This window comes from Magnetococcus marinus MC-1 (genome assembly GCF_000014865.1).
GTDB lineage: Bacteria > Pseudomonadota > Magnetococcia > Magnetococcales > Magnetococcaceae > Magnetococcus > Magnetococcus marinus.
The window spans coordinates 3,875,193-3,900,368 of the sequence record NC_008576.1; the positions used below are offsets into that span (position 1 = coordinate 3,875,193).

The window sequence follows — 25,176 nt, forward strand, 5'->3', positions numbered from 1 at the left end:
TGTATCGTGACTATCGCAGCCGGAGAGCACTCTCTTGGCTGCTTTTTTTTGTACAATATCTGCCCAGACGGAACCCACCGCCCAACCGGGCACTCCAACACAGGGTTCCCATTCAAGCCGTACGGCACCTCTTCTTTAAGTGCCCCTACTGTCACGATCTTTTGCAGGAGCTTACCCATGGATATGGATCACCAGCTCATCATCACCGCTTGCGGACGGGAATTAATTCGCCGTCAATGCGCCGATGATCCACGCCTAAGCCGTATATTGCTGCGCGCAGGTGAGTCAACCCCTGATACAGAGATTGTACCCGAGCTGGAAAAACGTCTGGACACCCTGCGCCAAATGCTGCTCAATGCCACCCCCGGGGTGATCTCCACCCTCTGCCCTGAGCTATTATCCCTGGTGCAAATCTACGGGGGCGACCTTAAGAACGGCCATGATCGGCATATCCTCATTCACTCCCAAGCGTGGCCCGACAGCATCTCCGTTGCTTTAATTGCCGACTGGCTGCGTAGCCACGGACAGAGCGTCGAAACCATGGGCATTGACGGCCTGCGCGAGGGCGAAACCACCGCCCTGCATGGTGCTATGGCCCGATTTACCCGCTGGTGTGGAGATGTTTTAACTAACTATAAAATTTATGAATTTCATATTTTATTTAATCCAGCGGGGGGGTCTCGCATCCTGGTAGGTCTGTTGCAAACACTGGCGCCCTTCTACGCCCATGAGAGCGCTTATCTCTTGGAACCTGGGCGTAATTTGGTACGTTTGCCCATGCCCAGCGTACAGGCCAAAGGGCAGCGCATTTTGCAAAAGCACCAACACACTTTTCGCCGCTTGGCGATGGGGTTGGAAGTACACCCTGAAAAGCTGGATAAAATCCCCCATGAGGTGTTGATGCAGGGCCTAGACGACCGCAGCCGCCTCTCCTTTTATGGGGAGTTATTATGGGACCACAATCGGCGCGATCTGTATGGGGAGTCGATGTTGGAACCCATCAGTGAACACATTATCCTCACTGAGGCTTTTCGTGATGGAGCCGCCGAGCTGGACCGGGATCGCCATATTCTACTCAACGAGCGGCTAGACCAGCTCTCCATCTATCTGGAACAGGGGGAATGCATGGATCGCACAGCAGCTAGCGCATTAAGTTTTCAACCCCTTAAAGAGCCTATAGAGCCCAGCACGCACCGCTGTCATGGTTGGGCCGACAAGGCGCTCTGGCAGCTATGGGGGCACTATGAGGGGAGTCGTTTTGTGCTAGATCGGCTGGGTCCAGCCCCTAAATAGGGCAACCGAGCCAAGCCCTAGGGCTCTAAATTAATTGAAACGGTAATATTTTCCAGGCTGATGGTAATTTTATAACTATCTAACAACTCGCCGTTAACGATCACCTGCTGGGGGGTTTGGCTCACCTCGGCACGACCGGTCTCCAAGGCGACTTCCAGCTCCAGCTCGGTAATACCAAAGGCTTCGGCGATCTCCTCCATGGGCAATTCGATCCCCCAATCATCGTCATCATCCAGCAAATAGCCTTCATCCTCTTGCATGATCTGCGCTCCACGCCATCGCCCACGCAGGGGCCACTGACCCCGTCTGTTATGCCACTCTCCGCAAAACCAGGAGAGACCCATCTCCTACCCCACCCAAACGGCGCGGTATGTGCCGCCCTCATCTTACGCGCTGCTTAGGCAGAGGTCACGGCTTGCTATGCGCGACTTAAACGGAATCGCTAAACCATAGAGAATCCAGGTCAAAATACCCATCTTTTCCGAAACCCCTGATTCATACATCTGCAACCCTTTACCTTGGGGCATAAGTGATCCACCAATCTAAAGCCACGCCATACTCTATGGGCATTTTCTCCACCAACATCCCTTTCACTACTTGCTTTCACAAACAGACAGCGATCGGTTTGCCACCAGGTTGCACTTCTCGACGAGTGATGCTTGCTTTGAGTACCTCGCCTCTGCTAGCATTACGTATAAGACAGGTATAAACTGAATGATGGACTTAAACAAAGTTTGCACGTAAGGTCAAAATGTCTGCTCTCCTTGTACCCTGCAAAGCCGGTCCGCTCACTTTTGAGCAAAATCTTAAACTCAACATTCCTGCCATTGACCAACAGCACGAACAACTATTCCGGCTTGCCATAGGCATTAATGAGACACTGCAATCTGGTGCAACAGAAGACGCCGTGCGCATGAACGCACTTGAACTGGAGGCTTATGTTCAAGAACATCTTGTCTATGAAGAAAAACTGTTGTCGAGCAACCACTACCCTCAACAAAAAAGCCACCGATTAGCGCACGCCCGTTTTGTTGCCACCAGCCATAAAATTCAAGATGAACTGGCACGCTGCTCGGGCCCTGCTTGTATTGCAAAGGCACCCCAATTATTTGACTTGCTCACAACATGGTTGTGCGACCACATCATGAATGTGGATCGTCTGGCGGTTGATTTTATGGTACCGCGAGCAAACGCTCCAACCCCCAGGAATGCGCGTTTCCAGATCTCTGGACGCGCTTTGATTGAATTTCAACCAGGAATTGGAATAACAGGCCGACTTGAAAATGTCGGCCATTCAGGACTATTCCTACACATCCCACCCCCTCTCCCTGAGTGGGTAAAACCAAACGCGGCCGCTAAAATCCGTCTTTTACCCTTGGACCAAACGGTCGGCAGAACATGTACGGTGGTGCGCATCGACCCACGACAAGGCATCGCCCTGAGTTTGCCCGATGGTTTATCCGTCGACCATATCTTTAAGCTGGTTAAACATACGTCCCACAGCTCACGGTGACGACCGACCACCAACAAGGCCGGTCACACCGCACCACCTGTAGGGTAGACGCCGCAGTTTGGCGCGTTTGGTCAAACCTGATTTTTTAAGGACTTAAAACAGACACCCCTGCTGACCGCTTTGGGCTTGTTGCCAAGCCCCAGGCGAGAGGGGTTGCAGACAGGTAGGTTCATCAAAAGCGGTGTGGTTAACCCGGCGCGTGACCGGATGCATGGTCAAATTAAAGCCCACACTGGCTTGATGCTGGCGCTGCAAGAAAAGCGTTGGCTCACTCAGGTGAGGATCCAACCAAGGGGCCACCATGCTGGGGATAAGCATGATCGGCATGCGTGTATGTAACGACTGCACCCCCCCCACAGCCGCCGCTGTGAGCAGGGCAAAGGTCTCGACCACATGGCCCCGTGGGTCGTTCCAACGCTCCCACAACCCAGCCAGCAGCAAGGGCTGTTGCTGGGCATGACGTATCAACCACGGTTGACGGGCCTCCTGCCTACCTTGCCATTCATAATAACCGTCTACCGGTACCACACAGCGCCGCCACCGCAACGCATGGCGATAGGCCGGTTTCTGCGCCGCGCTCTCAAGCCGAGCCTGGCTGGTACGCCACCCCAGAGCGGCATCTTTGGCCCAACCGGGTAGCAGCCCCCAACGCAGCGAGACCATCTGCCGCTGCGCCGCACGCTCGCCCTGTCGATAGGCCATAGCCCAACCACCCGGTGCAACATTGTAGCCCAAGTGTAGCGGCTCCAGCATGACCCCACCCAACTGATTTAGCAGCTGTTGTGGGGCATCAATTTGGGCAAAGCGTCCACACATAAAGCCAACCAATCCCGATGCTCTCGCGTGCCCCCAACAGAGGCCACCATCAAAAAGCCCACTCACCACACGGGCCACAGACTCCGCGCAGGGGCAGCCGGATTTGGCAAGTGAGCCACCCCTCGCCGCAACCCTCCATTGACCCAACAACCCGCCGAAACCACGGAGCGCAGACTATGGCCCCCCGCAGGCCGCCACATAACGGGCCTTCTTCTCTTTAAAACAGGTCCGGTTACACGGCATGTGTTCGTAGACCATGGAGTAGTGACCACGATCCTCGCGGCCACAATAGGGGGTGTTACAGTGTTTCCACAGCAGGGCATCAATACTCCTCTGCTTGAGTACCTGCTGCCATGCCTCACCCAGCACCCCAACTTGGGCGCCAAACCAGTTGCACTCCGGCGAGAGCGCCCCCCCCGCAAAAGCGACACGAGGCAGACTCAGCAGTAACAATAGCAGGACAAATCGTCTCATACACCGATCATTTAAGCTGAATGATATAGGCAACCAGATCTTTACGAAAACGGGAGTGATCCACATCCTGGTAAAAGTTGGGATGCCCCATCTTCGTTCGGGACATCACATTTCCAGGAATGACCTTCTCGGGATATTGCAAAAATTCTTCCAGAACCTCTCGGTTCCACTCAAATGGGTGATGGCGCACATGCTCTAAAAACGCCGGGCTATAATCATAGCGGGGGTGGGTACCCGGTGGACGCTCTGTTAAGCCCCATAACGGCGGCCCTTTATCCATAACCTGTCGTGCGGTCAGATCGTGGCACATGCCACAGTGGTTGATCGCTAAACGCCCCCCCACATTAAGATCGTCACGGACAAAGAACCACCAAACCCCTGCACAAGCCATTGCAATAAGAGTGGACCACAACATCCAAGACATCCAACGGGACACGTTAACACTCCAATCAACCGTCACACCAACAAAAAGACGGCCCGCCAAACGCGCGTCGTCCACCTAAGTTAACCCTGCATGCGCAACCCACCAAGCGGTCAACAGCTGGCGCTCCGCCAACTCATGACCGCCATGGTGCCTTAACCACAGCTATTGAGCAAACACTATATGTGGATACCCCACATCACTGACAGAATTAAACCCTCTTAACATTGTATCGTCTATCGCAGTCGCAGAGCGACCTCTCCGGGCCGCTTGATCAAAAAGGAGCTCTTTTTTTCCGCCATTCGGTTCGTGGCGTCAACGACGGTAACCGAACTTGAGCACCATACAAACGTGAGGGCGGAACTTCAGCTCAGCATCAGATGCCATCCGTACCTCCGTGTTGTTAAATTGCCCCATGGGCCATCTACAGCAGGTGTGCATGGCTGCGTTGCAGGTTAACCCATCGCCAAAAAACCCAATGGTCACACCAACACCAGCTCACCCACCTGATTGCCCATGCAGCAGGGTTAATAGAACACCGAAATTAACCGGGGTTAACCTTTATTCCCGCAAACTTTAGGCCAACCTGTTATGAGCCTCCCTTATATCTATGGGTGACCCCCCTTAGCCACCAGGTTGCTCCCCTCTTTGCCTTACATAAAAAAAGGGGAGCGATGGCTCCCCTTTTTTTATGGGTAGGTCTATTCTTTTTTACTCGCCGTGTAGCAAATCCGATGGGGCTGCACCCCAACGCAAAGGCAGCTTAATCAACAGCAAAAACGTCACGACCAATACCGTCACATAGATCACCGCCAAGGTGAGCCCCATCTCCAACCACGGCATGGGCAGCCCTTCCAACCCCAAGCTGGGATTTAGCAACTCCCGATAGTGGGCCAAAGCATCGGCAAACTGGCGATCAAGATAGATGCGTACCAACTCCACCGTACCCCACAATGCCAACCCCCCCGCAAACAGCATAGCCAAACTCATCTGCAAATAGACTTTAAAATGGATCCCCATCCAAGTCATGCCACGGGTCATCAACATGCCATAGTGGTGCTTACGGTGCCCCAACAGGGTACCAATCTGCGCCAACAGCAGCGCCGCCAACAAAGACCCCACCACCAACGCAAAGGCGGGCACCATATGGGTCAAGACATCATTTAACAGGTTAAAGCGGTTCAGGGCATCTTGATATTTGGGGTGAATATTAAAGGCTAACTGGTTATCCCCCACCCGTAACTCTTTTAGCTGTTCCAGCAAATCCGTCAACGAGCGCGCGGGCACGTAAACATGTAACGTTGCAAAAGCGGTCCCATAGCCGGTGACATCCCACGGCACAAACTGGGGCTGACGCTCTTCATAACGACGGCTCGAACCCGGACAAATGGTACCCCGCACCGTGTCATCCCGAGCCAGTTTATGGCAAGGCAACCACAGTTGGTGGATGGCATCATGCGCCATGGCGTCCCAGTCGGTTTTACCCTCCACCGGCGTATCCAGGGCGATACTCTCGGGACGGGGACAGCGGCTATCGCTGATCATGGGTACGCCGGTTAAACCCGTCTCTTTTACAGCCTCTTGAATACACTGCACATAGGTTGAAACACCACCCCGATCAAAACCCTTACGATAGAGCGCATGCAAATCCCCCCGGGCATTGCCCCCCTCCTGCAAGGGATCATATTTAAGATCCGGCAAGTGATACGCCGCCAACAAAGCGTGGTAGGTGGTCAACGGAAAAAGAAAGGCAACCTCTTCCATCGCGGGGATATGCGGAATCCAGCGTACCCTAAAGGGTAAAAATTGCTCACCCTGCCCCACCGTCACCCGCATCCACAGCGTACTGAAGGTGCCCGGCAGGTTATCCCGGTCGATGCGCTCAGGTAAGGTATAACGTTTGTCCGCCGGCAGCTCCGTCAACAGCTCTTCCCGATAGGCCCGGTAGTCAAAGTGGCGGGCAAACAGGCGCTCATTGAGCACAATTTCCAAGGGTAAACCCAACCAATCGGGATTTTTTTGGCCGCGCTGTTCTAAACTCAACGAGAGCTGCCAAAGGGGATCGTCTGGATAGACGGCCCACCCGACAAACTTGGGCTGAATACTCCAACTGTTGGTACCAGGGAGATTAATACGGGGACGCCCCCCTTCTAAGCGACGGTAAGGGTGCACCTGCAAGTGGGGAAATTTGGCTTTTAAGGATTGTACCTGAGCCAACGTATCCCGACCAATACCATCATGGTTTTGCCAATGCGATGTTACCCACACCGGCACCCCATAAGGACGCAACGACCCCAGTAGCGCATCGGTCATGCGGTCCAAAAAGCTGGTACGGCTGGTCACCAAGAGCAAGGCCAGCGCGGTCACCAGGGTCAACAGCAAGGTCAACCAAGCAAAATCTCGCCCGCCCCCCTCACAGCCAAACCCGCTACAGGCATAACTGCGCCGATAGGCCACAAAGCCCAACCTAAACCAAACCGGGAACAGCCTAAAACGCCGTTTAGGGCGGCGCGGCAAGCTGCTACGCGGTGGTTTGGCACGGCGAATTTCAGGGGGGTTGCCGCTATCCATCCAACAATTTCCCGGGATTGAGTTGAGCCCCCTCGTTGCGTTGCAGATGACAACGCCCATGGGAGACCACAATACGGTGAGTAACGCGGGGATCCATCGCATCCGACAGGTGGTGTGTGACCCATATCAGCAGACGATCCCCCTGCTCCAACCACTGATCCACCACCCCCATCACCTCTTTGCGGGTAGCGGCATCCAGACTGCCGGTGGGTTCATCGGCAAACAGCACCACCGGATCATGGATCATCGCCTGCATCAACGCCACCCGTTGCAACTGCCCACCAGAGAGCTCATTCGGGTAACGCTGCATAAACTTTTCTAAAGAATCCTCACCCCGTGAACGCCCAGAAGATTGCCCGGCCATGAGGATTTTATTGACACCCTCTGCCACCTTTTCCTCAATCTCCCGATTACCCAACTCGCCACGCAACAAAAGCGGCGTGCGCAGGTTCTCCCGCACCGTCAAGTAAGGGGTTAAGGTCGAGCGCTGATAGGCAAAGCCAAAATAACGGCGCCGGATCTCGGTCAGGTTCAAGGTTGAGTAGCGCCCCACCAAGCCCCGTTTGCCCCAAGCCGCCTGATGCCCATCGGGAAAGCTCCAATGCACCACGCCGCTACGGGGTTTTTTCATGAAAGTGAGCAGGTAGAGTAAGGTACTTTTACCACTGCCACTACGACCCAGCACCGGCAGCCGCCCATTCACCCCATCGGCATCCAGCCCCAGACCACCCACCTCCAACGAAAAGGTGTTGCCCCAGCCGGTGGAACCCGGCTTCTCGATTTGAAATCCCCAACCCATGGATCACGGTATCCTTATGGTAGATATTCCTGGGGAATCCAGTAGCCACGACGACCACCATAACTGTGTCCATAGCGGTAATCCTTGTCAGGACCCAACGCCTCAGACCCAACCGGACCACTAATGCGCATCAACGCCTTGCCATTGGCGGTAGCATCCGGACAACGCTGGCTGTCAAAACGACCCGCTTCAAACACCGGGCGATAGTTTTCCCGCTCCACCACTTCCAACATCTGCTTGGATTTAATGGCCCACAGAGCCAAGTGACGCAATTCGCAAATGGGCACCGCTGGCACAGTCTGTTTGTTGCGGTCCAGGATCGGCTTGCCATTGGCATCCACCACAATCTGCGTGCCCTGTTTATCCCGGCCCACATACTCCGCCGACAGCGCGTTGACATTGTAGCTCAGCAGCGGGCTGTGCCAACGCACCGGCAGGCCACCACGTCGCTGGGCATACTCGGCAGGGGTCTCCCCCGAAACATCAATAGGGGGACGCCGAATCTCCTGCTGCAAGCCCAAAATCAGCGCACTAATCAGCGCCTTGCGTAGCTGGGGCTCGGGCAGTTCAAAATAGCCCTCGAAGCCGCCCAAAATGCGAATCCAGGAGGAGAGTGAGTTCGAGGTTACCCACAACTCCTCTACCACCTTTTCATCCGCCTCCACATAACCAATCAGCGTGGTATCAAAGATGCGGTTATGGCATTGATCCCCAAGCTCGCCACAGGCGCCCTTTTCCAGAATGTGCCAATAGACCCCCGGAATATCCACCCGTTCCCGCTTGAGCCGATCAATCACCGTACCCAGCGCGGCCCCCCCACGAATATCCAGGATAATTTCATCAATCAACGCGCTGCTCGACAGCTTGGCCACCTGGGTGGTCAGACGTTGTACCAGCCTGGATTCGCCCATGCGGAAAAAGTGCTCATTAACCTGCCCCTGCCCCGCAGGCAGGCTATCGCCTAAAATCTGCTTGGATTGGCTCTCAAAGCGGCTATAGGCCCGGTTGTAGGCGATGGGGTGCTTGGCCGTATCAGGCCGGCGTGGGGTCTGAATAAAGAAAGGCACCACGTTGTTGGTCTTCTCGCCGCTACTGCTGCCGCGCATCAGCTGCACCAGGGTATCGCGGCTTACCTCATTTTTATATTTGCTCTTCGAGACCAGCCGCCCCCCCTCCATCACCGCCATGCGGCTTTTATAGCCATTATCGCCGATGACAAACATGACCTTTAAGTGATCTGCACAGCTCTTCATATCACTTTTCAGCGATTGTTCCAGCCCCCCATAGAGGTTTTCTTCATAATCATCCGCTGCATCACCGGCGGTGGTGGTTACCGTGCTAATGGCTTGTTGAAAGCGTACAAACTCCTGTTTTTGCTCAGCGGGTGAGAGTTCGCACTGCTCAGGCAGGGGGTAACCTTCACCCACACCATCACCCGGACCTGGCTTTTCTTTATCGGCATAAGAGTCACGGTAGACCCTAAAACCAAAACGGAACTGAGTGCTGCGAAAACCCGGCACCTGCTTTAGCCGGTGAATGATTTCCTGAATCACTCCACGCCGCTGCGCGGTGCCGCGCACGGCGTCAATCACCGCTTCCATACTGGCGGTACCATCGAGCAGAAAGAAAACGTCCACATTCTTTTTACTCGATAACGACTTCATTTCCGGCAAAATCTGCTGGGCCAACCCGGCATTGATGGCCACCCGGCCATCCCCCAAGGGGCGGCCAACCAGACCTGGACGGGCCAAAGCCACCTGATAAAAACGCCGCTTGTCGCCACTGGCTGAAACCTGATCGGGCTCTACATGTTTGCCCTTGGCATCCACCAGATCCAGCACGGGAACACGCACCGGTGACTTAAACCAATCAATGCCGCCCTCTACCGGGGAGCAGGTCAGGGGGTTACGTTCGACCGCATCGTTAAGCTTTTCATAGGAGCAGATGGTGCCATTACTTGCCCCATCGGGGGAGCGCAGATCCTCGCGGGGGCGCAGGCCAAAGGCGTTGTTCCAGATAAAACCATCACTACGCCGCACCCAACCGAGCAGCTTATCATCATCCTCTAAACGGAAACGGTCGCCTAGGAGGACGGCATCGTCCCGTTGATCAAACACAAAATACATGTGAAAGCGTGAAGCCCCTGTACGACAGTTGCCTGCTCCACCCACACAGGTTTTGAGATCAGGGTCCTGATAAACGGTAACGGTAGGGGGCTCCTTTTCCTCATCCCTGGCCGTGGTACCGGTACGGATGAAAAATTTCATCTCCAGCCCAGAGACCCCTTTAACCGGGACATTATAACAGAGCATATCACTACGGCTTACCCAACCCACCAGTTCCGGCTGCTCCCCCACCGCAAAGGTACGAATTTTAAGCCGCCCATCCGCTTCAGCCACCACCTCGGCCTGCTGATTAAAGGTCAATTTGCCCTTCTCTTGGGTGCCGGTATCGGCTGCAAAAACCGGGGTATCTTGGCGGGTTCCCCGCACCAAACCGGCCCAACGCAGACTCTCTTTATGGTAGTAGGGGCTAAAATCATAGTTTGCACAGCTGCCTGAGCTGCGGGCATCCGCCAGCACCGTACCACTCAGCCCCAGCATGATCATGACCACTGCCCCAAACAGCAGCGCACTATCTTTCAGATTTCCGCAATTCACGGATCGTCCTCCGCCGAAAAAGACTCGACTTGTTCAAACGCCTCTACCGATGCACCCGCAGATGCACAAGAGAGGCAGTCTATATGAAAATCCTGCGTGGAAAAAGCCTTGCATGACCTTTTGAGCAGAATGAGCACTCTCCTTAGCCATGCACCCCCCCTACCACGGCAAGAGAGGCTTCGGCCAGATAGAGCATACAGCGTGCCAGCACCCCTTAGCCGAACACATTCTACCGCCGTCCCGCCGCACGGCTTATTCTAAACAGAGCCATTAGGATCGCGCATAGAGACCATTAACCCTTTAAATATATGTTGGTATTGCAACCCACACGGCCCATTTAAGCTTTTACAGCCCAGCGCAAGCCCCTAACACCCCCAGCGCAAGCCCCTAACACCCCCAGCGCAAGCCCCTAACACCGCCCTTAAAGGCTTGGTTTCCCGCAAGGGGCCGCACCCAAGTTCACCCCGTTCCCAGGGCACGCTTTGATGCGGACGCCAGAGACAAACCACCCCATAAACCTTTTCCCTCGGAGATACGGGAGGGGAAATTGGGCATGGTTTTGTTCCTAAATGCCGCCAGAATACAGGATGCCCAGGACCAAAGGGATGTGTGGTTCACAGCGTTTTGTATGGACAGCGCTTATGTTGGCAAGATTTAGATTATCCGCAAGGGAGACGCGAAGCTATGAACAAAGGGTATCTGTCAGCGCAACAAACGCCCCGACCCATAACCGGCAAAGGCGACTTAGCAAGATGACAGCCAGCGTACCACCACACCACAAACAGGGGCGGCAAGAGGCACCACCAGCGCCCCCTTTAGCCTGTGTCGTCGATCCGCGCATCCTCTTCGGAGCCATACAGGGTTGCCAAGCCTGTTAGCCCGTTAGGGATCCACCACCAGACGGAAGCCTGCCACTGAAAGTGAGGCTGGCATACAGACGGTACCGCCCAGGTGTTGCACGCCGGTCCAATCATCTTGGCCCAGCAGGTGATACCCCATGGAACAACTGCTATCGGACCACTCCCGCACGCCCCGCAGCAGGCTTTCTAGGCGCTGTTCATCCTGGACGGGGTTTTCCACTTGGGCTAGGGCATTAAAGCGATCCATCACACTGGCGGCCCACTCCTCACGGGTAGGCAAGCGCACCCGACAGCCGCTGCTTTCGGCGGCCCATTGGGCATAGGCGGTGGCGGTATCGTGGGCGATACCCCGCACGGGCTGATTTTCCCCTTGAGCATAGACCCCCTTAACCTTGGCTTTGGGATCGGTGCGGTTCCACAGTAGACCGATCTGGTCTAATTTACTCTGGCGCAGGGCGGGATCTTTTATTTTCTGCACATAATCCACATAATTTTTAAACTGCTGAATGCTGATCTCCTGGGGCATCATCCACACTTCTTGCTCCAGATGCACCGAATCGAGGCTTTGCGCCCTGAGTACCCGCACCGCTTCGTGGTTGGACTCCACCCCGGTAATACGGTGGGCACCTGCGGGAATAACCATCATTTCGTTGCGTTTGAACAGCCATTGTTCTCTACCGCAGTGGGCAACCGGCCCTTTTTTGATCACCACCGCCGCAGCCTTGGGGGAGGGATCGGCGGGGGGGTGTTGCGGGGTGTCGGTGAAAACACTCAGCAGCGGCGCGACGGGCTCCTGCCGGAGCAGGGTCAAGCCAGCGGCCACCGCCACAATGAACAGGATGGAGCCAACCAGCAGGCGCAAGCCACCCCAGCGGCTCTCTTTAGGGCCGTGCTCTTTTTGGATACGGCGGGCCATAGCAGGGCGTAAGCCACCCTGCCCCACCCGATGTTTTAATAGGGGGTGTGTCCGACTGAGCCCTTGTTTGGGTTGATCTTTCACAAGCACCTCACGCTTTACCCGACCCCGAGTCTATCCTAGAGTGGGGTCCCATGAACTTTTGTGCAGTTTGGTATGGAACACCATCCCGTGAACGGGGTCAACGTATAACCTGACAAACGCATCGTGTTTGTTACGATTTTCTGTCAATTTTAGGAGCTACCCATGTTGGCTGTCCTCTCCCCGGCAAAAAAGCTGGATGAAACCCTGCACCCTAGCGCGCGGCTCCATACGTTACCGGAGTTGTTGCCGCACACCCAGAACCTGATTGAGCAATTGCGTGGATATGATGCTGCGCAACTTGCCCATTTGATGAAACTTAGCCCGACCTTAGCCGAGCTTAATGTCCAACGTTACCAAGCCTTTCATTTCCCCTTTACCCCGGCCAACGCCAAAGCGGCGCTCTTTATGTTCCAGGGGGATACCTATGTGGGGCTACAAGCGGGCAGCATGGATGAGCAGGCGCTTCTGTTTGCCCAGCAACACCTGCGTATTTTATCGGGATTATATGGGGTACTACGTCCATTGGATCTCATTCAGCCTTACCGTTTGGAGATGGGCACGGCGCTGGTCAATGGCCGGGGCAAGGATCTTTATGCCTATTGGGGGGAGCATCTGGTTGAGCGCCTGAACGCTGCGAGCGAGTCGCATGGGGAGCGCACGTTGATCAATCTGGCATCTATAGAATATTTTAAGGGGGTGAAGCGGGCCAAGCTGGCGGGAGCCTTGATTACCCCAATCTTCAAGGAGGTCAAGGGGGGCGAGGCCAAAGTGATTGGTTTAATGGCCAAGCGGGCCCGGGGCATGATGGCGCGTTACATGATCAACCAGCGCTTAGAGAGCCCGGAACCCTTAAAAACGTTTAACCAAGGGGGGTATGTTTATCAACCCAAGCTCTCCACAGCCGAGCAGTGGGTGTTTACCCGTTCGGCGGCCTAAGCAAAGCCTGCTCTTTTTTTACTCGCCAGGGTGATGCCCTGGGGCGATAAGATGGAGGAGGTTGGGCGATACCAAGCGGGGGCAGCCATTCGGCTTGCTGAGGCGGTTATGAGCGGCGAAAAGGGTGCCGTTTCATCTTTTTTGCGCACTCTGAAAATTCCTCTTGACTCGCTGTCACCTTTTCGCCATATTGAGGCTCCTTTCGCAAGGAAGGAAAAGAGACCATCGGGGCGTGGCGCAGCCTGGTAGCGCACTAGCATGGGGTGCTAGGGGTCGGAAGTTCGAATCTTCTCGCCCCGACCAGTTTCTTAAAAAAACCGCTGAAAGCGTGCTTTCAGCGGTTTTTTTATGCCTCACCACCAACACCCGCCCTAAGCAGAGATGCGTTGCACAAGGGAAGGTGTAGAGGCTTTTTGCTTATGATTCTTTATTCTGCCTAATGAGACCCATATTATCCACCGAGCGTTCAAAGGGCGTGGTCGCGGATGGCTTCAACAATTGATTTACTTTGCCATTTCACAATCGCATTAGCATTGTTTTTCACTGGCTGCGATGTCTTTTCAGAAGCCCATGGCTCAACAGCAATGATGGGCTTTCCGTAGAACTGCTTGGCAATCTTTATTTCATTATTGATCCACTTAGAGTGGGTGCTGTAGACGCCCGCAAGCATCACGACGCAATTGACGGGATACATTTTATCTTTGATTGCCTCATACAACTTTTTATCGTTCTCAGCATTGTGAATTGGGTCATCCTTTGGTATGGAATGATTTACCCAAATGAAGTTGGGGTGCTCATCAAAGAGTTCAACGAGTTTTTCGTAAGTGTCTCTGTAAGTCCACGAGTGGCTGATGAACAGTTGGTATTTCTTAAGTGCGGGCATGGTGCCTCCTTGTTGATTGAAAGGGCTAACAATAATTAGATTGACCCGCATAAAATGCGAGGGCTCATTTTTCTGTCCAGGCAAGTTGCCTTTGGATGCAAAAAAAATGCGTCAACTTTCTATTTTTTCAAATCTTCAATACGATCTCGTCATTTAGCTCAGCGTATTATCCGGAGCGCCATATGACTATCCTCATAGACCGCCCTTAGGGCAGTCAGCCCGTAGCGTCCTTTAATTTCAAACATCTACATAGATCATGAACCTGTCTTTTTGCGGGGAACTCATACATCGTCATGGTTCCATCTCGTAGCGCTGTATCACCGAATTTTAAACTATTAAATCTAACGTCGCAATTACTTTTTATATTGACATCAACATAGAAATCATACTAGTCTTGCATTTATGTCAATCAATCTTATTTTTTATTGAGGCTAAAGTTGCCAAATTTAAAGACAAGTATAAGCATTTCCATTAGCCATGCTTGGAATTACAGTGCTCACTACGAAACGATAGTCGGTGGTTTGATCAGGATGCGCATTTTAGCTGGAGAAACTGTAGCGTGCCAAAACATGATGGTTGCGCTGAAAAAACAATGAATGGTTTAAAACTATGCTTGACAAGGCAGATTAATCCTGCTCAAGCAGTTGTTATTTAGCTGGAATGTATACGGCTCACAGTATTTGGATTGATTACGAAATTGATGAAGCGCTGAGGATGAAGAAAAATATAATAGGCGTTAAACCTTGGGGAAATCAAATTATGCCACGCAAGATAAAAAGTAATTCAAACATAATGGTAGGGTGGAATAGCGCGAGCGTCATTGATGCTGTAAGGAGATACGCATGAACACACCAGCAAAAAATGCTTATATTCTATTTACAGACTTGGCTGGTTTTTCAAAACTGTCGGATGTTGACCTGAGAATTTATTATAGTACACTTTTGCCTTTATTGGCTCAGAAAATAATGAAGTTTAAAGAAGAATCTACTGTCTGGAATACCTGGGGTGACTCTTTAATAGTAATAAACGAGAATGAGGCATCCATAGCTGATCTAGCATTTGAGTACAGAGATTTTTTTAATGATTTTGACTACACGACTTTAAACATACCTCCTTTGTACCCTAGAATAGCCTGTCATTTTGGCAGGTTTGATCTATTCGACGATCCATTACTCAGTGGAAAAAAGAATGCTCTTGGAATAAATATTAACACTTCTGCTAGAATTGAGCCCATTACAAAACCAAAAGAAATATTTGTAACGAAAGAGTTCAAGGATCGATTTGAAGCGACACCCGACCCTAACCTATCAAATAAGTTTGCTTTTGATATAATTGGCCAAGTCCCTTTAGCAAAAAATTTCGGAACTCATGAACTCTACAAATTCCGAAAAATGAATGAAGATAAAGAAATCATTGACAGAATACTTGAACAAGACTTGTCGAAGATGCTTCCGGAGGTTGAGGCTATAACTGACGATAACAAAAGGCTATTAAATAGTCTAAAAAACTCTTACGATGCAGATGCTTTATTAAATAATGCTTCGATCGGTAGGTGGACATCTCCTGAAATTTTTAACGAAAATTTTTTGCTAGAGATTGCTAAAATTTATAAAATGTTTGGTTTATATGAGCAAGCTTTAGTTCTTACAAAAAAAATTAAGGATCAAAAAAGGTCTATTGATGGTATTAATATTTCTTTACTTGGGTACAGCAAAGAATTGATGAAACTTGAAACTAACTGCTTGACAAGACAAGGAAGATATGAAGAAGCAGCTAATTTAATTTATGGCGTATGGAATTTAGGCTATAGAGATTCTAATACTCTCAGCATGTTAGCCGCGCAATACAAAAGAAGAGCGATATATGGAAATAATAATGTTTTATGTGACAAAGAGGGTATAAATTACGATCTCTTAAAACGAGCTCTTAGCCTGTATATAGAGGCATTCAGAATTAATACTGAAGATTATTATCCTGCTATTAATGTTGCATATCTTTATAAGATAATTGGGGGAGACAACGCTGGAAAGGGAATCAAATTTGCTAACTATATCTTAAAAAATTGGAAGTTGAGCGCAGGCTCTGACTGGTGGATTGATAGCACGCTGCTCGAGTGTGATATTATTATAGGTGATTATGAAAATTTGGATGATAAATATAAAAATATAATAACAAAACACAAGCCTAATTCATTTGAAAAAATGGCGAACTATACACAAATAAAAATTTTCTCTGAATTAACCAGCACAAACAGCAATATCATTGATAATATCTTAAAAATGTTATCTTCGTTCGACTAACATAACCATTCTCTATTATCGCCAATCTTATAATTTAGACTCGTTATTTTTTAATCAGCGCGGAGCTGCATAATTGCAGACTCAAACGGTGCTAAAATACCGAACACCCAGTTAAAGCACGCTCACGCACGCCAAAGCAGCGAAATTAAAACTCAGCAAGCCACCACCCAACTCAATCCCCACATAATATAGAAGGCGCAAGTCTCCCCTAAAGGAACTTAAGCAAGACTAAGCGACCTTCGTATATTAATTACACACCCAACCAGGGGGATGCGCAGCGCCCCGCGCTTAATAGGTTACCCAGCCCACCGCAAAGAGACCCCAGCCCCCCAACGATGAGCGCCGGTCGGGCTGTTGACCATGCAAACGCGCCTGCCACTGCTGCTGACCCAGCGCAATCTCATCCTCACTACCCACCATGTCCAGATCAAAATCCTGCTTAAACGCCTCCGTCGCATCCCGCCCAGCCCCCACCGCCATGGCCACCGCACTCTCCGCGCTGTCGGCAAAACCATCACATATCAACTGATCACCCTTAACCGAAGCGTTGACCGGTAATTTCATCGTGCTTACTCCTCACCGCGCTTTTTGCGCAGACGGTTAATCCGCTTGCTCACCTCACCCGTGCGCCCCAACCGCTGCTGTAAGCGCTGCGCCCAGATCCATGCCTGCGCCAAATCATGATCCTGATGCTCATGATACTTGGCCAATGCCTCCATCGCCGCCGCATGCCCCTTTGCCGCCGCCATGCGCCACACAATCACCGCCCGCGACCACAAACCCGCCCGACGATACAACCAACCCAATTGCTGTAACCCATCCCCATCCAGCCGCGACATGTGCATCTCCAACACCTGCCGCGCCACCCCCTCATCCCCAGCCTCAATCCACGCCCGCGCCACCCCCAACGGTGAAGCCCCATGGGCCGCACTGCGAAAACACTCCCCCAACACCACCGGCAGCAACGTCAAACTCAATAAATCATCCTGATTATGCCTAAGCACCCCCGCCAAAGCATGCCCCCGCTTGCCCCGCAACCACGCCTGCCACGCCAGCGGTGCTTCCGCACCCGGCAGATCGTCCTGCCGCTGCAATCCCAATAGATGCTGCTCCCCCCGCTGCAAACGACAGTCCGGCAACTGACCCGCAAACAGACGCCGAAAGGGATGCAGTAGATCCAAATGGGCCAAACCACTCAAAGGATCCGCCATGCCCTGCAACCGAAAGCGAGTCGCCAAGAGAGGCACATCAAAGGATTTGCCATTAAAGCTCACCAGCTGCGTCACCCCCGCCAGCGCCTGCTGAAACTGGCGCAACATGGCGGCCTCGCCCCCATAACCACTCAACAACCACTGCCGCCCATGCAGTGCCCCTTGCCACAACCTCAACAGCCCGATCTGAAACACCGTGGTGCCCGTGCCCCCGGCCAAACCGGTGGTCTCGGTATCAATCCAGGCACACCGCGTCGGATCGTGCAGCCCTCCCCCCACAATCTGCGCCACCGGCTCCATAAGCCGCTCTAATGGGTAACGGCCATGATGCTGCTGCAAAGGGGCACACCAACGCACCAAAATAAGCCCTGGAGCCACCACCTCCCCCTGCAAAAAAGCAGCAAGCGCGGCCTCATCCGCCAACGGTGTACCTGCCCCTTCGGTTTGGGCCGCGATGGGGCGCAAACGCCTTAACCGTCCCGCCAAAGCGGCATCCCGCTCCGCCAGCGGCTCTAGCTCCGCTGGCAGCGGCTCTAGCTCCGCTGGCGGCGGCAGCGGAGCCTCCCCTTTAAGCTGGCGCAAGCGATCTCGTAACCCAGCCATCGACACCCCCACACCCTCGCCTCTTGGGCCGCAGCCCCAACCCCTTACCTGCCTTACGCATGCGCCACGACAGGCCACACCAAAGGCATCCCCTAACTCGGCGCATAGATCTTTAATACCGCCCCCGAGGTCGCCAAGGTCTCTTCATCATAATGGGCAAAGCTGCTGTGCAGGTTGGATTGCACCCTGCGAAAGGGTTCCCACAAATAGTTCCGCTCAAGTACTTCAACCCGAAAACCCGCCTGTGAAAAGGCGGCAATATGGTCGCTCAACCGATGCCGGGGCATGCTACCCGGGTCTAACATACGCTGCCAAAAGGGTGGCGAAAACTGGTAAAAGTGAAAGGGATATTTAAAAAAGTGGTCTCGATAGTCCACAATATGCACCATCATGGCCCCCGGTTTAAGCACCCGTTTATAGTGGGCCACCAGCTCATTTAGATCATACACATGCTCCAATACCGCGAGGGAGCAGGAAAAATCCACCGAAGCCTCCGCCATACTCGCCCAGTGGCGGATACGCTGCACCTGGGCATGGGCCAAGTTGGGGGCAAAGCGGGCCACTCGCTGGTCAAACTGCTGCATCTCTGCCTGACTGGCGTGCGCAAACGGCTCAAGGGCGATGTAGTTTACCCCAAAACGGCGACTAAATAGATGCCCCAACAGTGAATATTGACCACTGCCAATCTCCAACACCGTGCCCTGCAAGCCCTGCTGCTCGGCCTCGCTCAGATGGGCCAGCACCAAGCCCAAGCAGTGCTCGCCATACGCTAAGCTCTGGGGCAGCCCTTGGGCCGAAGCACCGGTCTTACGGTAGTAAGGCAACCAGCGCTCCAGACGGTCCAGCATGGCGCGATTAAAGACAAACTTGCGGATCATCCGCAGCACCACATACTCCACATTGCTCATCCACAAGGGCATGATGGCATCACTCCTTTGCACGGTTCAGGCGTCCCCCGACATAGCCAAGCACCACCAACCCTGTTAAAGCATGGCGTCTGCGAGACTACCCTAAACCAGACCCCACCTTCTACCCTTCTCATCACCCACCCCTGCACCTTCCAGGGAAAGCCTAAACGGTTGCTCTTATGCCGCCCGATGCGCATACTACCCCCATCAACGCGGCCACCCCAAAGATGCCCAAACTTAGCTCGGGAGATTCGTATGCCTATCCTCCCCACCATCGCCCACCCCAAACGCTGGCTGCTTGCAGCATGTGTGCTGGTCGTAGTCGCGCTGCCCTTGCCTCGCGCCATGCCCCTACCGGCAACGCTGGAGATTGCCCCACCCCAGCCGCTGTATGCACCGGCCATGGCCCAAATCACCGCCCTGCATGTCACCTTGGGCGATTGGGTCACGGTCGATCAACCCCTTATTACCCTGCGCTATGACGAACCTGACCACACCATAAACCCACCTGCCAATGCGCCTCTGCCCCTCCCTACCGCACCGAGCCAAGCGGCCCCGGCGACAACGCCATCCACGCTAAGCACCATCACCCTACACGCCCGCCACATTGGGCAAATCATACAGCTCGAACCCCAACTGCAACCGGGGCAGTGGGTCGCCAAACAGGCCCCCCTACTCACTTTGAGTGATGATCTACACGGTAGCGTGTTGCTTGAATGGTCCACAACCCAGCAGCACCCCTTACGCCCTGGTTTGCGTCTGCCTTTTCAGAGCGGCATCCTGGCGGAAGAGCCCTTGTGGATGGTGATTTTGCCCCATCATCCCGACCCTGCCGCAATGCGGGACAGCCCGCCCCAGCCAAACCAAGCCCGGCTCGCTGTCCGCTTGGAACAGCCGGCACCAAGTCGCCGTATGCGCGGTAAATTATGGCTAAGCGCGCCAGCCCGCAGCATCCTAGGCAGGCTTGCCCAAACCATAGAAGAACGCCTTACACAGCGTTAAACCTAATCTTAGCGGTTACAAAGCATAGAGAAGATATAGACAGCGTCACACTTGATAGCACCCCGGCCCAGGCATATAAAGGGCGGGATTAAGCCGTGTCATGGAGGGGCTCTCGGTACCCAGAATCCGCTGAGCCGCAGATTCTGGATGTTTGGCAAGATCCAGTGTGTAGGGGTCTACCTGTATATCACCTTTATAAATAATACGCACCACAGGCCGCAGCAGATCCGAACGATGGTTGCGCACCACGACCCCCATGCGTTGATCGGCCAAACGTACCAGCGAACCCACCGGATAGATGCCAACCGCACGGATAAAAATCTCCACCAAACGGCTATCAAGCCGTTGGCTCTCTTTGCTCTCTTTAAGCAGATAGCGCAGAACCTCTTTACCATCGCGGGCTTGGCGGTAGATGCGGTTAGAGGTCATGGCATCAAAAATATCGCAAATGGCCGCCATTCTCCCCTCTTGGCTAATGGCATCCCCCTTGAGTTTATGGGGATAACCCGAGCCATCCAACCGTTCATGATGCTGAACGGCCAGTGTACGGCTCAAGGGAGAGACCTCCATCACATCCATCATAGACATGGAGGCCTCCACATGCTGCCGAATAACGCGACAATCCTCTTCGGTAAGCTTATCTTTTTTTTGCAGGACCGTCTCGGCAATTTGAGACTTGCCCAAATCGTGCAGCAGCCCCCCCAAGCCCACCGCATTGATCATCTGCTCATCCATATCCATGGCCCGCGCCATGCTCATCAGATAGATCGACACGTTCACCGAATGGTCAAAGCCCTCATGATCATGCTGGCGCAGAAGTGCCAGCCCAATTAAGGCATCGGGATCTTTCGCCAATGAACTGTTCATGCGGGTTATGGCAAGGTCCAACTCGGTAACCTGCAAGGGATCCCCATCGGCCACCCGCTGAAACTGACGCGCCAGCTCGTGCTCTGTGGCGGACATCAACTCCAGCGCGTGACTGGTCTCATCCACCCACTGCTGTTCCTGCTGCTCGCGTTGGTCGACAACCCCTTCACCCAGGTCCTCTAACTGTGCGGCCAAAAAGGCCATCTCTGCCTCTTTATCCACCTGATACTGTGACATCGCTCCCCCAACCCATTGTTACCAAGCCTCTATCATCTTTTCTCACAGATCCTTAACATTAGGGATAAACTGTTAAAAAATCCACCTACATTTCAAACCCTGTGGAGATATTACCAAGAAGCCCTCACACCCCGACAACCGACCCACTATGGAGAGCCTAACCCGCCCCCGTGGTTAAGACAGCTACACACCCTCAATTGCGTCACCGCACAGCCCTAGCCCCCGGCCCCACCCCCGTTTGTGCGGGTGCGGCGCGGCCCACCTGCTCCAGCAAAAGGAGGGCACAAACAGCAAGGGTCGCTTCATGGTTATGAAACGACCCTTGACAAAGGCAAGATCAACACCCTTAGTGCTGGCTTTTTTCGGACTTAATCACCTTATGAAACAAAAGGTTGGTCAAGCGTTGTGGATAGCTCACAAAGCTGGCCGTGGGGTGACGGTCCTCATAAACCTCGCGGGTGCGCTGGGCAATATCCTCGGCTTCATCCACGCTGCGCTCAATAAAGCGGCTTCGATAGCGCTCAATCCCGGTACGGGTCGCGGCATCCAGCACCCCTGTGGGCTCAATGGCGGCCCCTTCGGCCCCCAAGGCCTCTTTAAGATTGCTCTGAAACTGCTTGAGCAGGGTAACATCAAACCGGGGGCTAAACTCAAAAGGGGAGAGCGCACCGGGTACAATATCTGCTGTAATCTCCAGACGCTGCTCATAACGCGCCAGCTCTGGTCGGCTCAATTTCCCCGTAACCCGTTCACCGTAGAGATCTTGTAAAAGACAGACGGCATTCCAGGTTTTGTAGCCCATCAAACCATCAATGGTGACATCCTTACCCATACCGGGGGCTTTATCGGCGATGCGTTGCAAGCGGCGGATATCCTGAATCAACCAGCCACTGTTATAGTAGCCCGCCGAACGCTGTAGATAACCCTGTTTGCTGCGGGTTAAACAGCTGTTCAGGTCGTTGACCGGCACAGCAGCCACCCCCTGCTGTACTGCTGTCCGCTCTCGTTCCAACCCCGTGGGCGGGGCAATGGGGGTAAAGTTGGCTTTAGCGCTGGGCACCATCACATTCAACACCTGCGGGGTGCCTTTATTATCCACCACGGTGACGTTGGTGGTGTGGCCCCGATTAACCGCCACTTTTAAGGTCATCCAGCCTTTATTCTCGCCCAATGCCTCCATGCGCTCCACAACCACCAGATCATCATTATCCGAAACCGCCAGATAAGGTGCCCGCCCCCCATTGACCAGCACTTTTTTCTGCACCAGCCCCTGCGCCCTGCTATCCAGTTCCAAGGCGACAGCGGGAGGCATCAGACGCAAAACTTGACCATTCTCTACATCCAACGAACAGTCGGCAAACAGGGCCGACGAAGTATCAAAGCTGATGGTGCCAAACTGTAGCTCCTGCTGAGTGGCGACCATACGATCAAAAGCGCCGTCCACCTGAGCCACCGCTTGACTTAATCTTTCCAACCCCTCCATTTTGCCCCGCGCTACGGGATTTTTGAGGGCTTTAACCCGCAGTTCACCCAGAGCCAACAGGGTTTTTGCCATGGCATTACGGGTCTCCATCAAACTAAGCACCGTGCCATCGGGCTTCCACACATTGCCAAAAGGGTTGCTTAACCCGCTCATGGAATCGCGCCCATTAGAGGTCGCAAAGCCCCCTTGCAGGTGCCCCCGCAGCTCATTGAGATAGCGGTTTTGATCGGGCTCGAGACGGCTGAGCTCTTGGTTGATGGCCATCTGCACATGAAAGGTTTTCGTCACCAAAATCTTGGCGTAGGACTCGATGCCATCCACCGTGGCTTCCAGATCGCGGTTACGCTCTTGTTGATCCGAAATCCACAGGTTGCCGCTATCCTTAACGGTTTGCAGCAGCTTTTGCACGGTGCGTTGCACCTCGGCCAATTGGCGTACCTCCTGCTGCCAGCCTTGGGCGCTCTCTGGACTTTCGGGCACCGGCAGCTCACTTTGCAAGCGGCTAATCATATCAGCAATGGGCGCCGATTGGGCTGCATTGGCATCCCGCAATTCCCACAGGGCGCGACGGAAGGCTTGGCGGGTCTCCTGCGCGGCCCGCACGGCGGACATGGCATTTTGCACCCGGCTGGTGGAAAGACCTGACTTATCCACCGCTTCGACCAAACACCCCAGGGCCTCAATACCCCGGGTATAGATGCCCCGCCGATGGTTATCCGCCGCCACCTGATTGATGGTGTAGAGCGCACCCCCGGCCAAACCCAACCCTTTAAGCACATCATGATCACTGTCAAACAGCACCGAGCCAACCGCCCCCGCGACCAGACCCGTCAGTGCCAAGCGCACCTCCTCTTGATCTTTGGCTTGACCGCGAATGGCGGCGTCATAGCGCAGTTGCAGCAGGCGAGCAAACTCCTGCGCCTCGGCGATGGTGACACCACGGGTCTGGGGCAGGCCACCATATTCGGTGACTTGTTTACCCAGCGCCCCTTCATGTTGCACGTCCGGACGCGCCATGCTTACATCATGGTAGGCATCCAGCGTGGAACAGGCAGGCAGCAGCAACCCCGCTGCGAGCAGGGAAATCAGTCGTAAAGATGTCGACAGACGGGGGAATTTCATTGTTTCTCCAATAACTTACCGTTCGACAGAGGCATTTCGAGCCAACCCTAACTTTAAGAAAATTTCCCTCAAAAAATCAAGTATTTCTTACGGTGCCGCAAAAATCGTTACCCAACCGCCCCAGCTCCACCCTCTGCACACCCTGGCCGAAACCTGGCTTGTTCTTGCATAACCTCTTGCAAAACCGTCTGAAACCGCTGCCACTGGGCAGCATCCCCTGGCAGCCCCACGCGCAGCGCCTGGGGTTGCTCAAAATGACGCAACAGAATACCCCGCTGGGCAAACTGTCGCCAGATCGGCTGGGCCTGCTCATGGCGCACGTATTGAAACAGCGCCGTGCCACCCCAGACGGGCAAACCATACTGGGCCAATCGTTGCCCCAACTGGTCACTCTGCTGGGGTAGCTCTGCGCGGGTTTGCGCCTGCCAAGCGCGGTCCTGCAACGCTTGGCTCGCCGCCCAGCGGGCCATATGGGCCAGTGTCCATGGCCCCAGTAGGCCCTGCATGGCCTCAAGCAGGGCTTGCTCACCCATACAAAAGCCCACCCGCAAGCCCGCCAGCCCAAAAAATTTACCCAATGAGCGCAACACCACCAATCCCGGCTGCCCCACCTGGGGCAACATGCTCTGCTGGGGGGTGGCATCCATAAAGGCTTCATCCACCACCAACCAGCCGCCTCGACCGGCCAACCGATGCAACCAGCGCTGCAACTGCGTTACCGCAAAGCGCTCCCCGGTGGGGTTATTGGGATTCACCACCACCAGCACATCCAGCGCCGCTAAAGCCGACTCCACCTGTTCCGCAGCCAAGCTTTGCACCCCATGCCCCGCCCCTTGCCAAGCCAGCGCATGCTCCCCATAGGTGGGGGCCACCACCCCAACCCGCGCGGGGGCACGTAACCTTGGCAGCGCCTGGATGGCTGCCTGCGACCCTGCCACCGGCACCAGGTGGGGGGTGCCATAATAGCCCTGGGCCGCCGCGTGCAGATCATCTTCATCCTCGGGCAAGCGCCCCCAGCAGGCGTCAGGAATGGGCTGCCGTGGACGCCACCCTTGCGGATGAATGGCGGTGGAAAGATCCAGCCATGCCGCCGGTGGCCGACCAAATTGGCGGGCCGCCTGATAGAGACGACCACCATGCTGTAGGGTTGTCATCGGCTTAATACGCCTTGCCCGATAGCCCAAGCTGCTCCATGATGGCTCTTTTTTTCTGTTTGC

22 protein-coding genes and 1 tRNA gene are annotated in these 25,176 nt (G+C 54.0%); 7 read left to right on the plus strand and 16 right to left on the minus strand.

Features of this window, described 5'->3' with window-relative positions; all coding sequences use genetic code 11:
• The first annotated feature begins 177 nt into the window (after nt 1-177).
• Complete coding sequence (locus MMC1_RS15915) at nt 178-1,293, plus strand: hypothetical protein (RefSeq protein WP_011714660.1); 1,116 nt, start codon at nt 178-180, stop codon at nt 1,291-1,293.
• Between the two features lie 17 nt (nt 1,294-1,310).
• Here MMC1_RS15915 and MMC1_RS15920 read toward each other — a convergent pair whose 3' ends face one another.
• Both MMC1_RS15920 and MMC1_RS21980 read right to left on the minus strand, forming a co-directional pair.
• A complete protein-coding gene (locus MMC1_RS15920; protein ID WP_041641305.1) occupies nt 1,311-1,553 on the minus strand; it encodes a hypothetical protein in 243 nt (80 codons plus the stop codon).
• Between the two features lie 126 nt (nt 1,554-1,679).
• Nucleotides 1,680-1,820 (minus strand): hypothetical protein, encoded by a 141-nt coding sequence (locus MMC1_RS21980; protein ID WP_160162725.1) that lies wholly within the window; start codon nt 1,818-1,820, stop codon nt 1,680-1,682.
• A gap of 224 nt (nt 1,821-2,044) precedes the next feature.
• On the opposite strand from MMC1_RS21980, the gene MMC1_RS15925 reads away from it, so the two are divergent.
• Complete coding sequence (locus MMC1_RS15925) at nt 2,045-2,806, plus strand: hemerythrin domain-containing protein (protein ID WP_011714662.1); 762 nt, start codon at nt 2,045-2,047, stop codon at nt 2,804-2,806.
• 93 nt (nt 2,807-2,899) lie between these two features.
• On the opposite strand, the gene MMC1_RS15930 is transcribed toward MMC1_RS15925, so the two are convergent.
• The 7 genes from MMC1_RS15930 to MMC1_RS15960 all read right to left on the minus strand — a co-directional run bounded on the left by MMC1_RS15930 (nt 2,900) and on the right by MMC1_RS15960 (nt 12,407).
• Entirely contained in the window at nt 2,900-3,622 is a 723-nt protein-coding gene (locus tag MMC1_RS15930; protein WP_011714663.1) for an SOS response-associated peptidase, read from the minus strand.
• A 174-nt stretch (nt 3,623-3,796) separates the two neighbouring features.
• A complete protein-coding gene (locus MMC1_RS15935; protein WP_011714664.1) occupies nt 3,797-4,096 on the minus strand; it encodes a hypothetical protein in 300 nt (99 codons plus the stop codon).
• Nucleotides 4,097-4,103: 7 nt separating this feature from the next.
• Complete coding sequence (locus tag MMC1_RS15940) at nt 4,104-4,511, minus strand: c-type cytochrome (protein WP_011714665.1); 408 nt, start codon at nt 4,509-4,511, stop codon at nt 4,104-4,106.
• A gap of 717 nt (nt 4,512-5,228) precedes the next feature.
• The gene (locus MMC1_RS15945) at nt 5,229-7,088 is read right to left on the minus strand and encodes a hypothetical protein (protein WP_011714666.1); all 1,860 of its coding nucleotides are present in this window, start codon (nt 7,086-7,088) and stop codon (nt 5,229-5,231) included.
• Nucleotides 7,081-7,887 (minus strand): ABC transporter ATP-binding protein, encoded by an 807-nt coding sequence (locus MMC1_RS15950; RefSeq protein ID WP_011714667.1) that lies wholly within the window; start codon nt 7,885-7,887, stop codon nt 7,081-7,083. Before MMC1_RS15950 ends, MMC1_RS15945 begins: the two co-directional genes overlap by 8 nt.
• A gap of 14 nt (nt 7,888-7,901) precedes the next feature.
• The gene (locus MMC1_RS15955) at nt 7,902-10,547 is read right to left on the minus strand and encodes a hypothetical protein (protein WP_011714668.1); all 2,646 of its coding nucleotides are present in this window, start codon (nt 10,545-10,547) and stop codon (nt 7,902-7,904) included.
• 882 nt (nt 10,548-11,429) lie between these two features.
• Nucleotides 11,430-12,407, minus strand: a complete 978-nt coding sequence (locus MMC1_RS15960) for an SUMF1/EgtB/PvdO family nonheme iron enzyme (RefSeq protein WP_041641308.1) — start codon at nt 12,405-12,407, stop codon at nt 11,430-11,432.
• A 162-nt stretch (nt 12,408-12,569) separates the two neighbouring features.
• Here MMC1_RS15960 and yaaA point away from each other — a divergent pair, with 162 nt between their 5' ends.
• Nucleotides 12,570-13,343 (plus strand): peroxide stress protein YaaA, encoded by a 774-nt coding sequence (gene yaaA, locus MMC1_RS15965; RefSeq protein WP_011714670.1) that lies wholly within the window; start codon nt 12,570-12,572, stop codon nt 13,341-13,343.
• A 226-nt stretch (nt 13,344-13,569) separates the two neighbouring features.
• Nucleotides 13,570-13,646, plus strand: a tRNA-Pro gene (locus tag MMC1_RS15970).
• Between the two features lie 163 nt (nt 13,647-13,809).
• On the opposite strand, the gene MMC1_RS15975 is transcribed toward MMC1_RS15970, so the two are convergent.
• Entirely contained in the window at nt 13,810-14,226 is a 417-nt protein-coding gene (locus MMC1_RS15975) for a TIR domain-containing protein (protein WP_011714671.1), read from the minus strand.
• A 660-nt stretch (nt 14,227-14,886) separates the two neighbouring features.
• Here MMC1_RS15975 and MMC1_RS22560 point away from each other — a divergent pair.
• Both MMC1_RS22560 and MMC1_RS15980 read left to right on the plus strand, forming a co-directional pair.
• Complete coding sequence (locus MMC1_RS22560) at nt 14,887-15,072, plus strand: TIR domain-containing protein (protein ID WP_227665274.1); 186 nt, start codon at nt 14,887-14,889, stop codon at nt 15,070-15,072.
• The gene (locus MMC1_RS15980) at nt 15,069-16,526 is read left to right on the plus strand and encodes a tetratricopeptide repeat-containing protein (RefSeq protein WP_011714672.1); all 1,458 of its coding nucleotides are present in this window, start codon (nt 15,069-15,071) and stop codon (nt 16,524-16,526) included. Before MMC1_RS22560 ends, MMC1_RS15980 begins: the two co-directional genes overlap by 4 nt.
• A gap of 288 nt (nt 16,527-16,814) precedes the next feature.
• Here the strand turns inward: MMC1_RS15980 and MMC1_RS15985 are convergent, their stop codons facing one another.
• The 3 genes from MMC1_RS15985 to MMC1_RS15995 form a co-directional block, all read right to left on the minus strand.
• Nucleotides 16,815-17,090: a hypothetical protein gene (locus MMC1_RS15985; protein ID WP_011714673.1), complete on the minus strand. Its 276-nt coding sequence runs from the start codon at nt 17,088-17,090 to the stop codon at nt 16,815-16,817.
• 5 nt (nt 17,091-17,095) lie between these two features.
• A complete protein-coding gene (locus MMC1_RS15990) occupies nt 17,096-18,340 on the minus strand; it encodes a ribonuclease H-like domain-containing protein (protein WP_011714674.1) in 1,245 nt (414 codons plus the stop codon).
• A gap of 92 nt (nt 18,341-18,432) precedes the next feature.
• Nucleotides 18,433-19,260, minus strand: a complete 828-nt coding sequence (locus MMC1_RS15995) for a class I SAM-dependent methyltransferase (protein ID WP_011714675.1) — start codon at nt 19,258-19,260, stop codon at nt 18,433-18,435.
• A 243-nt stretch (nt 19,261-19,503) separates the two neighbouring features.
• Here MMC1_RS15995 and MMC1_RS16000 point away from each other — a divergent pair, with 243 nt between their 5' ends.
• Nucleotides 19,504-20,250, plus strand: a complete 747-nt coding sequence (locus MMC1_RS16000; protein ID WP_011714676.1) for an HlyD family secretion protein — start codon at nt 19,504-19,506, stop codon at nt 20,248-20,250.
• 45 nt (nt 20,251-20,295) lie between these two features.
• On the opposite strand, the gene MMC1_RS16005 is transcribed toward MMC1_RS16000, so the two are convergent.
• The 3 genes from MMC1_RS16005 to cobD form a co-directional block, all read right to left on the minus strand.
• Nucleotides 20,296-21,354 carry an HD-GYP domain-containing protein gene (locus MMC1_RS16005; protein WP_049757709.1) on the minus strand — a complete coding sequence of 353 codons (1,059 nt, stop codon included), beginning with the start codon at nt 21,352-21,354 and terminating at the stop codon, nt 20,296-20,298.
• Between the two features lie 346 nt (nt 21,355-21,700).
• Nucleotides 21,701-23,959 (minus strand): hypothetical protein, encoded by a 2,259-nt coding sequence (locus MMC1_RS16010; protein ID WP_011714678.1) that lies wholly within the window; start codon nt 23,957-23,959, stop codon nt 21,701-21,703.
• A 107-nt stretch (nt 23,960-24,066) separates the two neighbouring features.
• On the minus strand, nt 24,067-25,113 hold the full coding sequence (gene cobD, locus MMC1_RS16015; protein WP_011714679.1) for a threonine-phosphate decarboxylase CobD: 1,047 nt from the start codon (nt 25,111-25,113) through the stop codon (nt 24,067-24,069).
• Nucleotides 25,114-25,176: the final 63 nt, after the last annotated feature.